We start from the raw sequence: 16,184 nt of genomic DNA, 5'->3' as shown, positions 1-16,184 counted from the left end.
CGTGCAGAAGTAACAGGGAGTGTTATGTATCTGAAGCAAATCGTCGTCGCCTGCCTGGCGACAGCCCTGGCCGGTGGCGCCATGGCACAGCAGTTGACGCTCAAATCCGGTTACCCCGAGACTTATGTGGTGCAAAAAGGGGACACCCTCTGGGATATCTCGGGCCAGTATCTGGCCGAACCCTGGCTCTGGCCACGCCTCTGGAACATCAATCCGCAGATCGCCAATCCCCACTGGATCTATCCCGGTGACGTGCTGCACCTGAGCTGGGTCAATGGTGAGCCTCGGCTCGGCAAAGCCAGTCAGGGGGGCAAACAGGTCATCCGTCTCTCGCCCAAGAACCGCTATGAAAACAAGGCCAATCCCATACCGACCCTGCCTCTGAGTGAGATAGCGCCCTTCCTGCAGACCGACCACATTCTGGCCAATAGCCAGCAGAGCAAGGACTTGCCCTATGTGCTCGGCAACAATGACAAGCATGTCGGGATGCTGGAGGGCGACATTCTCTATGTGAAAGGAGCCTTGAACCCGGGCCAGAGTTATGGCCTCTATCGCCCGGGGGTGGCATACAAGGACAAGCATACTGGCGAGTCGCTCGGTCAGGAGGCGATTTTTGTCGGCACGGTGCGGGCAGAGGAGTACCTTGCCCACGACACCACCAAAGTGACGCTGACCCATAACCGGCGTGAGGTGTATCAGGGCGACAAGGTGATGCCGCTGCCGTCGCAGGAGAGCATCACTGCCGTGTTCATGCCAAAGGCGGCACCCTCCATTTCTCCCGGCTATGTGATCGAGCTGCCGAGTAAGGTACATGGTGGGGGCAAATTTGATGTGGTACTCATCAACAAGGGGGAGCGTGATCAGGTGGCCCCGGGCGATGTGCTCGAGATCCTGCGCCCGGGAGCCGAGATGGTAGACAAGAATGGCAAGGTGTCATACCGGGAATATTCATCCGTCTATGACAAGGCGTTCTATTCTGCCGGCAAGTCATCGCTGCCTGCCGAGGCCGTTGCCAGAGTCATGTTGTTCAAGGTCTACGACAAATTGAGTTACGGTCTTATCCTGCAGAGTCAGGATCTGGTCGGCTCTGGTTATCAGGTCAGTAATTTCTGACGTGTCCTTGCCACTGGAGCGGTTGTCGCTATGGCTGACGCTGGATGCCGTTACAGGCATAGGCCCGGTCACCGCCGCTCGCCTGTTGGCTCATGTGGGTGGTGACATCACAACTCTGTTTGACTCAGACGATGGCGCCCTCCGAGCTCTTGGTCTGCAGAGTGTCCAGATTCAGCAGATGAGATGGCCTCTTCCTGTCGTGGAGCAGGGATTGAGCTGGGCCGCCGAGCCCGGCAATCACCTCCTCTGTCCCGATGACCCCGCATATCCTGCCCTGCTCAAAGAGATCCCCGGCGCCCCGCTCTTGCTCTACTGCCGCGGGAACGTCTCATCCCTCTCCCTGCCACAGTTGGCGATGGTGGGTACCCGCCACCCCACCTATGCTGGCAAAGACAATGCGACACGCTTGTGTGCCGAGTTGGTGGACTGTGGTCTGGCGATCACCTCCGGCCTCGCGTTGGGCATCGATGGCGTCTGCCATCAGCAGGCGCTGGCATCGGGCGGAATCACCCTGGCGGTGCTGGGATCCGGTCTGGATTGTCTCTACCCCAAGCGTCATCAGGGGTTGGCGATGCAGATCCTCGAGCAGGAAGGTCTGCTTGTTTCCGAGTTGGCGCCCCAGCAAGGCCCCCTGGCTGAACACTTCCCTCGCCGCAACCGTATCATCAGTGGTCTGTCGCTGGGGACACTGGTGGTGGAAGCGGCAGAACAGAGTGGTTCGCTCATCACGGCCCGTTATGCGCTGGAGCAGGGCCGCGAGGTCTTTGCCGTTCCCGGCGCCCCGCAAAATGCACAGGCAGCAGGCTGCAACCGTCTGCTTCAACAGGGTGCCAAGCTGGTCTTGAATGTCGCCGATATCCTGGAAGAGTTTCCAAGGCTGGTCTTGCCCCCCGGACCAGTCAACGGTTCTTCCGAGGCGCAGTATAATAGCGAATTGCCTTATGCCGATTTGTTGGATAACGTAGATTATGAGACCACGAGCGTGGATACCGTTGCCGAACGGGCCCGGCTTCCTGTCGATGTCGTACTGGGCAGGTTGGTAGAGCTGGAGCTGGTTGGTGCAGTGATGGCGGTAGCCGGTGGATACGTCAGAGCGAGGAGGGCGAATCATGTTTGATGTATTGATGTACCTTTTCGAGACCTACATCCACAGCGATGCAGATGTGATGGTCGAGCAGGATGAACTCACCGACGAACTGAGCCGGGCCGGTTTCGACAAGGACGAGATCGAGAAAGCGCTCAACTGGCTGGAGCGACTGGCCAACCTGCACGACAGCGAGCGGGAAGTCTATGTCACCGCAAGCCAGCAGGGCTCTATGCGGATCTATGCGCCGCAGGAGCTGGTTCGCCTCAGTACTGAATGTCGCGGTTTCCTGCTGTTCCTGGAGCAGGCGCAAGTGCTGAATGCCGAAACCCGTGAAATCTGCATCGAACGGTTGCTCGAGCTGGACAAGCCGGACATCGAGCTGGACGATCTGAAGTGGGTCGTCATGATGGTGCTGTTCAATGTGCCAGGCAGTGAAAACGCCTACCAGCAGATGGAAGAGCTGGTGTTTGACGAGTCGGACGGCGTCATCCACTGACAGCCCGGTGCCGCGCTGGTAGAATTCAGGCCATCTGGATTTCAAGGCGCGGCCCATGTCAAAGATCGATCACCACCTCTTCTCTGCCCACGAACATGCCTTCGAGCGCGAGCCGTGCCCGCAGTGTGGTGCTGAACTGGTGATCCGCCAGGGCAAGCACGGTCCCTTCCTTGGTTGTTCAGCCTATCCCGCTTGCGATTACATTCGCTCCCTCACCCCCTCTGGCCGCGACATAGAGAAAGTGCTCGAGGGGTCGTCCTGTCCGGATTGTGGCCATCCACTGGCCATCAAGAAGGGTCGTTACGGTCTGTTTGTGGGATGTACCCAGTACCCGGCCTGTCAGCATATCGAATCCCTTCAGGAGAGTGACGATACCCAAATCCTCTGCCCGGAGTGTGGCAAAGGTCATCTGGTGAGCCGCACGTCCCGTTATGGCAAACAGTTCTACTCGTGTGACGCCTATCCTCACTGTAAGTATGTGGTGAATGACAAGCCGGTTCCCATACCCTGTCCCGAGTGTGGCTGGGGCATCATGATCGAGAAGAAGGTGCGGGGAAACCTGCGCTGGGTCTGCCCGCAAAAGAAATGCTCCCACCAGATTGAGCGGGTATAATCTCGCCGCCCATGATCAGGCAGGCGGATTGCTGGTCAGCGTGAGGTTGTGAGCCGATGCACATCGCCCAACTTGCCCTGATCCTGACCTGATCGCCATCTCAAGCTCCCTGCGGTTGCTCGGTTCACTGATGCACTCAAGCGTCTGAACCGAAATGCATGACTGAAGAGGAGCAGGGATATAGCCCATATCGCAGCAGTGATGGCCCCGATGCCGTCATGTCGGTTCAACATACAATCCAGTGATGAGAGGCGGCAGCGTGGCTGTCGCATGTGCTTATGCCAAATGAATTTGAACAAGCGATTGCCGCCCTTCAAGGAGAAGGGGTTATCGCCTATGCCACTGAAGCCGTGTTTGGTCTGGGGTGTGATCCTGATTCCGAAGCCGCCGTGCAGCGGCTGCTGGCCATCAAGCAGCGGCCGGTGGAGAAGGGATTGATCCTGATCGCGGCAGATCTGGCGCAATTGCAGGACTACATCGACCTGAGCCAGCTCAGCGATGAGCAGCTTGCTCGCGTGCAGGCGAGCTGGCCTGGTCCCTTCACCTGGATCATGCCCGCTCGCGCGACGACGCCGTCCTGGTTGACCGGTCAGTTCGAGACTCTGGCGGTGCGGGTCACAGGCCATCCCCAGGTGCAAGGGCTTTGCCGGGCATTTGGCAAACCGCTGGTGTCCACCAGTGCCAATCTCACCGGTGAGGAACCCGCTCGCCGGGTGGCTGATATTGGCGATCTGCTGGCAAGCCAGCTGGCTTACATTCTGCCCGGCGAAGTCGGGGGGCAAGCCAACCCGTCCGAAATCAAGGACGCCCGCACCGGGGCCATCATTCGCCCATCCTGAGTTGGGCACGGCCCTGTTTCATGCAGGTTGTGCGATGAGGTCATGACAATACGAGAAGTGCAGGCAGTGCATGCATGATGCCTGTCTGACAGGAGATAAAATGAGCAAACCGGATGTGGCCCAGGTAAAAGCCTTCCTGCTGCAATTGCAGGATGATATCTGCCGTGGCCTGGAGCAGGCCGATGGATGCGGGCGCTTTGTGGAAGATGCCTGGAGTCGCGAAGGTGGTGGTGGCGGTAGAACACGGGTGCTGCGCCAGGGGGCGGTGATCGAGCAAGGTGGGGTCAACTTCTCCCATGTCTATGGCGATGCCATGCCGGCATCCGCGACCGCACATCGTCCCGAACTGGCTGGCCGCAGGTTTGAGGCCATGGGGGTGTCGCTGGTGATCCACCCGCATAATCCCTATGTACCGACCAGCCATGCGAATGTGCGGTTCTTCATCGCCGAGAAAGAGGGGGAGGAGCCGATCTGGTGGTTTGGTGGCGGCTTCGACCTGACGCCCTTCTATCCGTTCGAAGAGGACGTGAGGCATTGGCATCAGGTCTCCCATGAGCTCTGTCAGCCGTTCGGCACCGACATTTATCCCGAGTTCAAATCCTGGTGCGATCGTTACTTCTTCCTCAAGCATCGGGGCGAGACGCGCGGGGTGGGTGGTCTTTTCTTCGATGACCTGAACCGCTGGCCCTTTGCCGACTGCTTTGCCTTCATGCGTGCAGTGGGTGAGGGTTACCTAGCGGCCTACTTGCCGATTGTCGAGCGACGCAAGGAGCTTGCTTATGGGGAGCGGGAACGGGCGTTCCAGCTTTATCGCCGTGGCCGCTACGTGGAGTTCAATCTGGTCTACGACCGCGGGACCCTGTTCGGACTGCAGACGGGGGGGCGCACCGAATCCATCCTGATGTCGATGCCGCCGCTGGCGCGCTGGGAGTACGACTGGCAGCCGGAGGCTGGCAGCCCGGAGGCATTGCTCTACAGCGACTACCTCAAACCGCGCGAGTGGTTGTGACCAGAGGGGCCATGATGGCCTCTTCTTATTGGCCGATATTCGGCTTGTCCCTTCATGAGAAAACCCGTTAAATCGGGATATTGCTCTCAAAAGGAACGCCTTGATGGATCGTTATCTGGTTTTTGGCCACCCCGTGCGCCACAGCAAATCTCCCTTCATTCATACCCTGTTTGCCAGGCAGACCCAGCAAGCGCTGGAGTATGGTCTGGCAGAACCGGCTGTCGATGAGTTTGCCAGCGCTCTGAACCACTTCTTCGCCGAAGGAGGGAAGGGGTGCAACGTGACCGTACCTTTCAAGGAGCAAGCCTTCGTGCTGGTGGAGCGGCTGAGCCCCAGGGCCAAGCGGGCAGGAGCGGTCAACACTATCAAACTGACTGATGATGGCGTGTTGCTGGGTGATAATACCGACGGCGCCGGGCTGGTCGCCGATCTCAAGGCTCACGGAGTGAACCTTGCCGGTAGCAGGATCCTGCTTCTGGGGGCCGGTGGCGCTGCTCGTGGCGCCCTGGCCCCCCTGCTGGCGGAAGCGCCGGGCGAGATTGTCGTGGTCAACCGTACCCATGCCAAGGCGGAACAGCTGGCTGTGGAGTTCAGGGATCTGGGCAGCATCACGGCTCAATCCTATGAACAGCTGGTGGGGCCGTTCGATCTCATCATCAATTCCACCTCAGCGAGTCTGCAAGGAGAGTTGCCACCTTTGGCGCCAACCCTTATCCACCCGGACATCGCGATCTACGACATGATGTATGGCGCAACGGACACAGCCTTCATCGGCTGGGCCAAACAACATGGCGCGCGCCATACCATGGATGGATTGGGCATGCTGGTCGAGCAGGCTGCTGAGGCCTTTACCGTATGGCGAGGGATCCGGCCCGGCACCAAGCAGGTATTGAGAGAGTTGCAGCGCAATCTGGGCGTCGTGTGAACCAGCTTGTGCGTTCTATTGGGCTGTCGGCAGGTCTGATGTAGAGATTCTGCATCTCTGGATAAGGGCTCCCTCGTGATGCGGCACGGCACGTGTGATGTGAAACGGTCGTTCTGCGGTGGGTGTGTGGCAGAACAGGTGCCATTTTTATAAAACCATTGCATAACAATAAGTTACTTTTACTTTGCCGTCACTCGCAGAATTTTTTTGAGTTTTTTCTCAAAGCAGCGGAACTTCTGTAACGGACTGCTGACTAACTGGATAGTTGAGGAAGTGCTAGCTAGTCACCTTTATAACTCCCCGGTATTCGTACTGGGGATTTTTTTATCTGCATGAAAATTATGAATATTTTTTCTCTTCCCTATCTTTGAAACTAAATTACATAAATTACTTTCACTTTCTGCTGCTTTGCTGTACAGTTGTCGGCGTAGGGTACAGAGGTAAGATGTTCTATCTTTCAGACCTTTTATTTCACGTAATTGAATGTGGCTGAATAGCAGCCCCGATGAGTAATCGTCGGGGCGTTTTTTTATGAGCAACATTTAGAGTAAATGCTTTAAATGTTGCCGTTCTTTGTTAAAATGAAGGCGTTTCTTGAGGAAAACCAATCGTCTTTGTTCTCGAGAACTCGCTTTTTCCCAAATTTTTGAACTCATTTCTTCAGGCCGGTTTGCAATGGCAAGACCGGCCTCATTTTTATCCCTATATTGCCTCATAATGTAATTAAATTTCAGTTTCGTTTGTTACAGCCTTCAACTCTGATTTTTTACTCGATATCCATGAAAACGGTATCAGGTTGATGATTAGTTAATTCTTTTCGCGTCGAAACATGCTATCAGTATGATTTAAATATATTTTTTGAGGTTTTTCTTCAGAGGTGGCGAAGGCGGGGAGAAAGGGCTCGGAGATGGGGGGATCATGAAAGCCTTTCAATCAGCGGAGGTCCAACTCCGCCAATTGCAGCCAGGGAGAGGAGTCGTTTACTCCTCGTTCTGATGATCTTCGTCGTCTGCCTGGGCGTTGTCTGCTTCGGACAGATACCAGCCGCTCAGGGTCTGGGCCAGCTTCTCGACGCCGATATTGGTCAGAGAAGAGAATGCTTCAACCTGGATCTGTGGGCCCAGTTCTGCCACCGCCTGACGAACCTTGATCACCTGGTTGTTGCGGGGCCCCGGGCTTAACTTGTCCGCCTTGGTCAGCAACAGCATCACCGGCAGTTCACGGTGTGAACTCCATTCCAGCATGTTCATGTCGGTTTCCTTGAGCGGATGGCGGATGTCCATCAGGATCACCAGACCTTTCAGGGACTCCCGTCGCTGCAGGTATTCAGCCAGTGACTTTTGCCACTTGAGCTTCATTTCCAGCGGAACCTGGGCATATCCATAGCCAGGCAAGTCAACCAGGCGTTTGCCCGGTTCCAGCTCAAACAGGTTGATCAGCTGAGTACGGCCAGGGGTCTTACTGGTTCGCGCCAGGTTCTTGTGTTTGGTCAAGGTATTCAATGCAGACGATTTGCCAGCGTTGGAACGACCGGCAAACGCAATCTCGACACCCCCATCATTTGGCAGGTGGCGGATGTCGGGTGCGCTGGTCACAAAATGCACCTTATTGAAATTCAGAGTTTGTGTATCCAACGTAAATTCCCCATAGAGATAGAGGGTTATAGAGTTACTTTTTTGTGAAATAGTGTAAAATGGCGTCGCTTGAACGCGTTTATTTTAACATGCCTTCAGCGGCATGGGATCTGGAAGCCTAATAACGAGAAAGTTGGAACGCCATGAAGAACCTAGTCATTACACTTGCTCTGATGGTTGGCGTAACTGGGATGGCACAAGCCAAGGGCGATGCCGCTGCGGGACAAACCAAGGCTGCCGTCTGTGCGGCCTGTCATGGACCGGACGGCAACAGCCCAGTCGACATGTATCCCAAGATTGCTGGTCAGCACGCATCATATATCAAAAAACAATTAGTTGAACTGAAGGCTGCAGCTTCTGGCCAAACTGGTCGGGTTGCGCCCGTCATGGGACCCATGGCGTTGCCGTTGTCCGAGCAGGATATGGACGATCTTGCCGCTTATTTCTCCAGCCAGAAGGTGACGCCGGTTGCCGTGCCCGATGATGTGGTTGCCGCAGGCAAGGCGCTTTATATGGGGGGAGACATGGAGCGAGGCCTGGCCGCCTGTACCGCCTGTCATGGCCCACGGGGTTCCGGCGTCGAGCAAGCGAAGTATCCCAGCCTGTCAGGGCAGCATCCCGCCTATATCAAGGCCCAGCTCACCGCTTTTCGTTCGGCGACCCGCGACAACGATCCCAATGGCATGATGCGGGATGTGGCCAAGAAGCTGACGGATCAGGACATCGAGGCGCTCTCCAAGTATGTGGCGGGGCTTCACTGATATAGACTGTTCGTTATCTTGTTGAAAAGAACAGGGAACCATTGTGTTCCCTGTTCTTTTTTGAGGTTGTAGCGATCGCCTGTAAACAGCCTGCATTGCTGTAAGAGATCTTCTATATACGGGGCTGGTCGTGTCTGAAAGATTGCTCACGTATATTATTTTATTTTTTGTTTTTCAATGAATTAAGAAATAGAACATTACTTTGTACCAGTTCGAAATGTGCTTTGGTTGATTGAGTCATCCAGCGAAGAAGTTACAGTAGGCAATCAGGATTGGCCGGAGAGAGGGAGCAAGACCCGTCTTCGGTTTGACAGGATGTCTGCTCGGAGCATGCGATGAGCAATAGATGCAAAAAGCCAGGATGGTGACCGCCAGGGATGAGCGGGGCTGCGGGAGGCAACCACCCCGATGGGAGGCAGGATGCCGCCGGTTTGGGTTAGACAAACAAACACACGCACACTCAGGACTGGTCAATAAGGATCAGGATGATCCAACGAAATGATGCGCCGTGGTTCGCCCAGGGATAAGGCGATTGGCTACCAGGGAATGGAACTCGCATGATGGAAAAAGGCAGCTTCGGCTGCCTTTTTTCTATTGGGTCATTAACCCGCCAAGACATTCTGTGTCAAAATACCAGCAACATGCCCAGAGGATGCCGATCCTGCGGTGTTCAGCGGCCCAAAGTGGTCGAATTGGTGCGGGATCCCACTCTTGTTCCATATTTACTGTTCCCCGCTTCAGCATCCTCCCCGGACGACACGCTCCGGGGGTTTCCATTCAGTTATTTGTCGGAGTCATTCATGTCGGCCAAACAACCCAACCGCAAGCCTACCGGCAAGCGCAAAGAATCAGATGCCAGTGCTCAGGAAGGTCGTGAGCGCAAGCGCGCCGCCAAGCGCAAGGGCCTGAAGGCGGGCTCCCGCCAACAGGTCGAGCAGGCGGGCAAAAAGAGCGGCTCCAAGCAGGCCAAGGATCCACGCATCGGCTCTCGCAAGCCCATCGCGCTGATTGCCGACGAGAAGGGCAGCAAGCCGGTGGCGACCAAGCCTGCGAAAGAGAAGCGGGTGGTGATGACCCCCGAGCAGGAGCTGGCGTCCATCGAGAATGATGATCGCCTCAATGCCTTGCTGGATCGTCTGGATGCCGGTGAAACCCTGGAGGCCGCAGAGCAGGCATGGGTCGATCAGCGGGTTGACCGTTATCAGGAGCTGATGGACGAGCTCGGTATCATCGACAACGGCGATGACGAAGATGGCGACATGGATTTTGATGATGCCGATTTTGACGAGCCGAGTCAGCCTGCCTCCGAAGAGGAGCTGTGGGAACGTTTCTCTCAGGCAGACTACCAGCCTGAAGCCAAACCCGAGCCGAAGAAAAAGTGATGAGTGGATGGATGCTGGCCGCCCTGCTGGGTGGCCTGATTTTGCTGGGGCTGGCCGTCTATGCCGGCACCCTGATGGCGCGTCTCAAACGCCAGCAAGAGATGCAGCAGCACGCCATTACGGCCCGCAACGAGCGGATCCTGGAGAGTGTCAGGGTGATCGCCCACGCGGTACGAGATGGTCAGTGCGACTACTCAGAAGGTGCCATTCGGCTGACCAATCTGCTGGATGCCTTGCAAATAAAGGGGGGCCGCGCCTTTGCCACCGAGTTCCCGGGGCTCTACGGCCTCTATGAGAAGGTGAAGGAGATGCCGACCCATGAGGCGAGGCGGGCACTCAAGCGCAATGAAGTGATGAAGATGGATCTCGAACGCAGCGGCTACGAGGCCGAGCTGGAGGCGCAGATCCTTGAGGATGTCGCCAGACTGAAGGATTTTCAGTTAAGCCGGTGAGCCCATGACAAAGACAGAGGAAGCAAGCGTGCAAGCAGAACAGATTGTGTGGGATCAGGCCCTGATCGAAAAATACAACTACAGTGGTCCGCGTTACACCTCCTATCCCACTGCGCTGGAGTTCAACGAGGGGTTCGGCTATCCGGACTTTGTCCAGGCAGCGGGCCAGTATCCTGCACGCAATCTGTCGCTCTACGTGCATATCCCCTTCTGTCACAAGCTCTGCTACTACTGCGGCTGCAACAAGGTCATTACCCGGCACCAGCACAAGGCAGATCAATACCTCGACTACCTCGAACAGGAGATCAAGGCCCAGGCCCCCCTGTTCAAGGAGAGACTGGTCACCCAGCTGCACTGGGGTGGCGGCACACCCACCTATCTGAGCGAACCCCAGACTCGTCGCCTGATGGCCATGTTGCGGGAGCACTTCCACTTCGCCGAGGAGGGGGAGATCAGCATCGAGGTGGATCCCCGCGAGATCGAATTGTCCATGCTGGATGTGCTGCGGGAGCTCGGTTTCAACCGCATCAGCCTTGGCGTTCAGGACTTCAACAAGGCGGTCCAGGTTGCGGTCAATCGGGAGCAGGACAACGACTTCATCCGCGCCATGCTGGTCCGTGCCCGCGAGCTGGGGTTCCGCTCCACCAATCTGGATCTCATCTACGGTCTGCCGCACCAGAACCGGGAGAGCTTCCATCACACCCTGGAAGAGGTGCTCAAGACCGACCCGGCTCGCCTCTCCATCTTCAATTATGCCCACCTGCCGAGCCGTTTTGCCGCCCAGCACAAGCTGAAAGAAGCGGACATGCCGGCGCCGCAGGAGAAGCTGGCCATGCTGCAGGACACCATTGCCTTCCTGACCGGCCAGGGTTATCAGTTCATCGGCATGGACCACTTTGCCAAGCCCGATGACGAGCTGGCCGTCGCCCAGCGCGAGGGCAAGCTGCATCGCAACTTCCAGGGCTATACCACCCAGGGGGATTGCGATCTGCTGGGGCTGGGGGTCTCTTCCATCAGCATGATGGGGGATGCCTATTCCCAGAACCAGAAGGATCTCAAAACTTACTACGCCCAGGTCGAGTCACTGGGCCATGCCCAGTGGAAGGGGTGCTCCCTCAATCGGGACGATCTGATCCGTCGTGAGGTGATCAAGCGCCTCATCTGCGATTTTTCCCTGAACTTTGCCGCTGTGGAGCAGGCCCACGGCCTGGTGTTCAAGGAGTATTTTGCCGAGGATCTCAAGCTGTTGCAGACCTTCATCGACGACGGTCTGGTGCGCATGACCGAAGAGGGGCTGGAGGTGGTCTCCACCGGTCAGCTGCTGATCCGCAACATCTGCATGTGCTTCGATGTCTACCTGCGCAACAAGGCGCGCCAGCAGCAGTTCTCCCGGGTGATCTAGGCCGGGCAATGTCGTTGGACAATAAAAAACCGCCTTTCGGCGGTTTTTTATTGGGTTTTACCCCTGCTCAGCGTTGAGCCGCGCGGGCACTCAGCTCGGCCTTCTCAGCTTCGCTCAGGAAGGCCAGGGTCAGGCCGTTCTGCTGGGCGGTGCGGATCTCGCTCACCGTCATGCCGGCAGCCGGGGCCGCCACCTCGTATTCATGGGGCAGGTCGATCCCCTCCACCGCCGGATCGTCGGTATTGAGGCAGGCCAGCACGCCGGCTGCCAGGAACTGGCGGATCGGGTGATCGGCCAGACTCGCCACCGTGGTGGTCTGGAGGTTGGAGGTGAGGCAGGACTCGATGCCGATGCGGTGTTCGGCCAGATAGGCCATCAGGGCCGGATCCTGGATGGCCTTGACACCGTGGCCGATGCGCTCGGCTCCCAGCTCGCGAATGGCCTGCCACATGCTCTCGGGGCCGGCGGCTTCACCGGCGTGCACTGTGACCCGCATTCCTGCATCCCGCACCCGGCGGAAGTGGTCGGTGAAGAGATCGCCCGGGAAGCCCAGTTCGTCGCCGGCCAGATCGATGGCGACCAGGCGATCGCGATGAGCCAGACAGGCATCCAGCTCCTGCTTGCACTGCTCGGTGCCGAAGGTACGGCTCATGATGCCGATCAGGTTGGTCTTGATGCCGAAGTCACGGCTGCCTGCGGCCACGCCGTCGATGATGGCTTCGACCACGCCCTGCGGGTGCAGTTTGTGGGTCATCGCCATGTAGGCCGGGCTGAAACGCAGCTCGGCATAGTCGATCCCGGCACGCAGCAGATCTTCCACGTTTTCGTAGGCGACCCGGCGGCAGGCATCGTAGTCGGCCAGCACGGCTACACCCCAGTCCAGTTTCTTCAGGAAGGCCACCAGACTCGGCTCGTTCTCGACGATCTGCACGTGCGGGCGCAGGGCTTCAAGCTCGTCGGCCGGCAGTCGGATGTTGTGCTGACGTCCCAGCTCGAGAATGGTCTGCGGGCGGATGTTGCCATCCAGATGGCGATGCAGGTCGGTCAGGGGGAGGGATCTGTCAATCATGGGGCACCTTCTGCGAGTCGGGTTGGAAAGCCTGCCATTCTAGGCGGGGCGCCTGAAAAAGATACCCCGTTTGCAAGCAAACGGGGTGTGATTGGTCAGGCTTTCCCTCAAGGCGTGATGGGAATCGTTTTTCCCGCAGGCTCAGGGAATGTCGAGCTCCTTGAGCTTGCGGGTCAGGGTATTGCGGCCCCAGCCGAGCAGGCGGGCAGCCTCCTGCTTGTGACCGTGGGTGTGATCCAGTGCCGTCTCCAGCATGATCCGTTCGAACTGGGGCATGGCATCCGCCAGGATATCTGTCTCCCCCAGCGCCAGCTTGGCGGCCACCCAGTCCTGCAACTGCTGCTGCCAGCCACCGGTCAGGGCGGGCTGGCCCGGCTCGGCGGTGCTGGTGATGGGAGTCAGCAGCTCGGTGGGCAGATCGCCTACCAGCACCTCCTGGCCCGAGGCCATCACCGTCAGCCAGCGGCAGACGTTCTCCAGCTGGCGCACGTTGCCCGGCCAGGGGAGGCGGCTGATGTAGGTCTGGGTATCCGGGTGCAGGCTCTTGGCCTCCACGTTCAGCTCCTTGGCGGCTCGCAGCAGGAAGTGCTGGGCCAGCTGGGGGATGTCCTCCCGGCGCTCCTTGAGGGCCGGAATATGGATGCGGATGACGTTGAGGCGGTGGAACAGGTCTTCCCGAAACTCGCCGTCGGCGACCCGCTTCTCCAGATTCTGGTGGGTGGCGGCAATGATCCGCACATCCACCTGCACCGGTTGGTGGCCGCCAACCCGGTAGAACTGCCCGTCCGCCAGTACCCGCAGCAACCGTGTCTGCACGTCCAGCGGCATGTCGCCTATTTCGTCGAGAAACAGGGTGCCGCCATCGGCCTGTTCGAAGCGGCCGTGACGAATGTTGTTGGCGCCGGTGAAGGCTCCCTTCTCATGACCGAACAGCTCGGATTCGATGAGATCTTTCGGGATGGCCGCCATGTTGAGGGCGATGAAGTTCTTGTGGGCCCGGGGGCTGTGCTTGTGCAGGGCATGGGCAACCAGCTCCTTGCCGGTACCGCTTTGACCGTTGATGAGCACCGAGATGCTGGAGCGCGACAGCCGGCCGATGGCGCGGAACACCTCCTGCATGGCAGGGGCTTCGCCGATGATCTCCGGGGTGGTGGTGGCTTCCTGCTGGCGAGCCTTGCGCTTGGTACGTTGCTCCTTGAGGTGGTTCTCGGCCCGGCGTACCAGGGTGACCGCCTCGTCGATGTCGAACGGCTTGGGCAGGTATTCGAAGGCACCGCGCTGGTAGGCGTTGACCGCGCTGTCGAGGTCCGAGTGGGCCGTCATGATGATGATGGGCAGATCGGCCTGGCGGCGATGGATCTGCTCCAGCAGGCTCAGGCCGTCGATGCCCGGCATGCGGATATCCGAGAGGATCACGTCCGGTGAGCGCATCTCCAGTGAACTCAGCAGGGCTTCGCCGTCGGCGAAACTTTCGCATTCGAAGCCTTCGCTGCCAAGGGTGCGCTCCAGAACCCACCGGATGGAGCTGTCGTCATCGACGATCCACACTTTTGCTGTCATGAGGTTCCCTTATTTGCGAAGTGGTAGATAAATGGTGAATTCGGTGTGGCCCGGCCAGCTGATGCAGTCGATGCGACCCTTGTGCTGATCGATCAGGTTCTGGGCGATGGAGAGGCCCAGGCCCGTTCCCCCTTCCTTGCCGGTGATCATGGGGTAGAAGAGGGTGTCGCGAATGGCGTCGGGAATGCCGGGGCCGTTGTCGATGATCTTGATTTCGGCCGCCAGGCGATAGCGCTGGCCATGGATGGTGATCTGGAAGGCGGTGCGCGTCTTGATGCGGATGAGGCCGTCCTGATCCCCAAGGGCCTCGGCGGCGTTGCGCACTATGTTCAGGAACGCCTGTTGCAGCTGGTCCGATTCCATCTCGAATTCGGGGATGCTGGGGTCGTAGTCCCGCTCGATGCGGATCTGCGGCGGCAGCTCCAGGTCCACCAGACGGCGCACCTGCTCCAGCACGGAGTGAACGTTGTGCATCTGGTGACGGCCGGGACGCTGGGGACCGAGCAACCTGTCGACCAGCACCCGCAGGCGATCGGCCTGCTCGATGATGATGCCGGTGTATTCACGCAAGGCCGGGTCGGGCAACTCCTTTTGCAGCAGTTGGGCCGCGCCGCGCAATCCCCCCAGGGGGTTCTTGATCTCGTGCGCCAGGCCGCGCACCAGCTCCTTGGCGGCCTGCTGCTGGGCGTGTTGCTGCAGCTCCTGGCTGATCTTCTTCTGCTGATCGATCTTGCGCAGTTCTACCACCATCAGTCGCTGTTCATGATCGGCCATGGGACTGACGCTGATCTCCACCAGCCTGGGCTCCCCCTCCACCACCAGGGTGACTTCGCTGTCGGTGAAGCCCTGCCCCGAAATGAGGCACTGTTTGAAACGCTGCAGATCGAGAGAGATGTGTTCCAGCAGGTGGGGCAGTTCGATGCCGATCAGTCGTCGTTCGCTGAGGGAAAGCAGCTGCTCTGCCGCCGGGTTGACGAATTGAATGCAGAGACGTTCATCCATGAGAATGACGGCGGTCAGCAGATTGTCCAAGAGTGTCTTGGCGTTGTCCGAGCGGGTTGGCACAGGTTTCTCCCTAAAACGGTGCTGTACACCTAGAATGCACCAATATAGTGCATCAAGTTTACCCGCATCGGTGCGTCACATCACCCCTAATTGGCCTTGGGGGCGGCTCTGGGAGCCTGATTCACCGACGCCCTGTGCAGGTAAAAGGTGGTTGGCTTAGATTTAGCAAGGATCGTACCGTCTTTGGCGAGCAACTCGAGCCGTGCCTCGTAAGCGCCCCTATCGAGGTTTTCCACCCGTATGGCCAGGCTGTTGTGCACCAGGGGCACCGCCTTGCCGTTCAGGATCAGACGCACATCGTATTGCACCGGGACCTGGGGAGAGATCTCGCCCTGGAAGACGATGTTGCCGGTATTGTCGCGCAATGTGCTGCCCGGTTCCGGAGAGATGAGGTCGATCTCCAAGGGAGCCGCTTCCAGGGCTTTCCTGGCATCGACACCGGTCAGGCTGTTGAAGTTGTCCACCTGGACCGAGTGGGGGGCTGTGCCGATGAGCGGCGAGACCCGCAGGTCCACCTCTTTTGCGCTCTTGCCGGGAGGGGGGGCATCGGTGTAGTGGGTCACTCCCTGGGGATCGACCCAGGAGTAGACGCGGGCGGCCTGTGCGGAACAGGAGGCCATCAGCAGGAGGCTCAGCAGCCAGGGTACAGTGTTCATCCATCTCTCCTTGACGGGGTTCACCTTAATCCTATCAGAGAAAAACCACGGGGTCGGGGTGTGAACAGCCGAGGATGGTACGGCTCCGTGAACGGGATCATCTTTCTGCATGATCGTGCCC

Annotated in this window: 16 protein-coding genes; 11 read left to right on the top strand and 5 right to left on the bottom strand. The window is 58.3% G+C overall.

All coding sequences use genetic code 11. The features are described from left to right. Window positions 1-24: 24 nt before the first annotated feature. The 7 genes from AB5Y47_RS04060 (at window position 25) to aroE (ending at window position 6,082) form a co-directional block, all read left to right on the top strand. The gene (locus AB5Y47_RS04060) at window positions 25-1,113 is read left to right on the top strand and encodes a LysM peptidoglycan-binding domain-containing protein (protein WP_323953308.1); all 1,089 of its coding nucleotides are present in this window, start codon (window positions 25-27) and stop codon (window positions 1,111-1,113) included. A gap of 1 nt (window position 1,114) precedes the next feature. Further along, window positions 1,115-2,230 (top strand): DNA-processing protein DprA, encoded by a 1,116-nt coding sequence (gene dprA / locus AB5Y47_RS04055; protein WP_368219865.1) that lies wholly within the window; start codon window positions 1,115-1,117, stop codon window positions 2,228-2,230. Then, the gene (locus tag AB5Y47_RS04050; RefSeq protein WP_010672510.1) at window positions 2,223-2,696 is read left to right on the top strand and encodes a DUF494 family protein; all 474 of its coding nucleotides are present in this window, start codon (window positions 2,223-2,225) and stop codon (window positions 2,694-2,696) included. The genes dprA and AB5Y47_RS04050 overlap by 8 nt, the downstream gene beginning before the upstream one ends. A gap of 55 nt (window positions 2,697-2,751) precedes the next feature. Continuing rightward, entirely contained in the window at window positions 2,752-3,309 is a 558-nt protein-coding gene (locus tag AB5Y47_RS04045) for a type I DNA topoisomerase (RefSeq protein ID WP_045522424.1), read from the top strand. 278 nt (window positions 3,310-3,587) lie between these two features. Then, the gene (locus AB5Y47_RS04040; protein ID WP_323951092.1) at window positions 3,588-4,148 is read left to right on the top strand and encodes a Sua5/YciO/YrdC/YwlC family protein; all 561 of its coding nucleotides are present in this window, start codon (window positions 3,588-3,590) and stop codon (window positions 4,146-4,148) included. A 100-nt stretch (window positions 4,149-4,248) separates the two neighbouring features. Continuing rightward, the gene (hemF, locus tag AB5Y47_RS04035; protein ID WP_103244068.1) at window positions 4,249-5,157 is read left to right on the top strand and encodes an oxygen-dependent coproporphyrinogen oxidase; all 909 of its coding nucleotides are present in this window, start codon (window positions 4,249-4,251) and stop codon (window positions 5,155-5,157) included. Window positions 5,158-5,260: 103 nt separating this feature from the next. Continuing rightward, window positions 5,261-6,082: a shikimate dehydrogenase gene (gene aroE / locus AB5Y47_RS04030; protein ID WP_069652936.1), complete on the top strand. Its 822-nt coding sequence runs from the start codon at window positions 5,261-5,263 to the stop codon at window positions 6,080-6,082. Window positions 6,083-7,062: 980 nt separating this feature from the next. Here aroE and yihA read toward each other — a convergent pair. Then, window positions 7,063-7,716, bottom strand: coding sequence for a ribosome biogenesis GTP-binding protein YihA/YsxC (gene yihA / locus AB5Y47_RS04025; protein ID WP_041212162.1), 654 nt, complete (start codon window positions 7,714-7,716; stop codon window positions 7,063-7,065). Window positions 7,717-7,859: 143 nt separating this feature from the next. Here yihA and AB5Y47_RS04020 point away from each other — a divergent pair, with 143 nt between their 5' ends. From AB5Y47_RS04020 to hemN, 4 genes are all read left to right on the top strand, one after another. Beyond that, window positions 7,860-8,477 (top strand): cytochrome c, encoded by a 618-nt coding sequence (locus tag AB5Y47_RS04020; RefSeq protein ID WP_042882257.1) that lies wholly within the window; start codon window positions 7,860-7,862, stop codon window positions 8,475-8,477. Between the two features lie 800 nt (window positions 8,478-9,277). Continuing rightward, complete coding sequence (yihI, locus tag AB5Y47_RS04015) at window positions 9,278-9,859, top strand: Der GTPase-activating protein YihI (protein ID WP_279976827.1); 582 nt, start codon at window positions 9,278-9,280, stop codon at window positions 9,857-9,859. An 11-nt stretch (window positions 9,860-9,870) separates the two neighbouring features. Beyond that, window positions 9,871-10,311, top strand: a complete 441-nt coding sequence (locus tag AB5Y47_RS04010) for a DUF2489 domain-containing protein (protein ID WP_043153541.1) — start codon at window positions 9,871-9,873, stop codon at window positions 10,309-10,311. 28 nt (window positions 10,312-10,339) lie between these two features. Then, entirely contained in the window at window positions 10,340-11,713 is a 1,374-nt protein-coding gene (hemN, locus tag AB5Y47_RS04005) for an oxygen-independent coproporphyrinogen III oxidase (protein WP_041212163.1), read from the top strand. 67 nt (window positions 11,714-11,780) lie between these two features. On the opposite strand, the gene add is transcribed toward hemN, so the two are convergent. From add to AB5Y47_RS03985, 4 genes are all read right to left on the bottom strand, one after another. Next, window positions 11,781-12,782: an adenosine deaminase gene (add, locus tag AB5Y47_RS04000; RefSeq protein ID WP_041212164.1), complete on the bottom strand. Its 1,002-nt coding sequence runs from the start codon at window positions 12,780-12,782 to the stop codon at window positions 11,781-11,783. A gap of 141 nt (window positions 12,783-12,923) precedes the next feature. Beyond that, on the bottom strand, window positions 12,924-14,342 hold the full coding sequence (gene glnG, locus AB5Y47_RS03995; RefSeq protein ID WP_010672523.1) for a nitrogen regulation protein NR(I): 1,419 nt from the start codon (window positions 14,340-14,342) through the stop codon (window positions 12,924-12,926). A 9-nt stretch (window positions 14,343-14,351) separates the two neighbouring features. Next, window positions 14,352-15,407: a nitrogen regulation protein NR(II) gene (gene glnL / locus AB5Y47_RS03990; RefSeq protein ID WP_010672524.1), complete on the bottom strand. Its 1,056-nt coding sequence runs from the start codon at window positions 15,405-15,407 to the stop codon at window positions 14,352-14,354. An 86-nt stretch (window positions 15,408-15,493) separates the two neighbouring features. Beyond that, the gene (locus AB5Y47_RS03985; protein WP_010672525.1) at window positions 15,494-16,063 is read right to left on the bottom strand and encodes a DUF4124 domain-containing protein; all 570 of its coding nucleotides are present in this window, start codon (window positions 16,061-16,063) and stop codon (window positions 15,494-15,496) included. Window positions 16,064-16,184: the final 121 nt, after the last annotated feature.

This window comes from Aeromonas sp. R7-2, from assembly GCF_040908105.1.
Lineage (GTDB): Bacteria > Pseudomonadota > Gammaproteobacteria > Enterobacterales > Aeromonadaceae > Aeromonas > Aeromonas caviae.
This window is presented reverse-complemented; position numbering and strand designations above follow the sequence as displayed.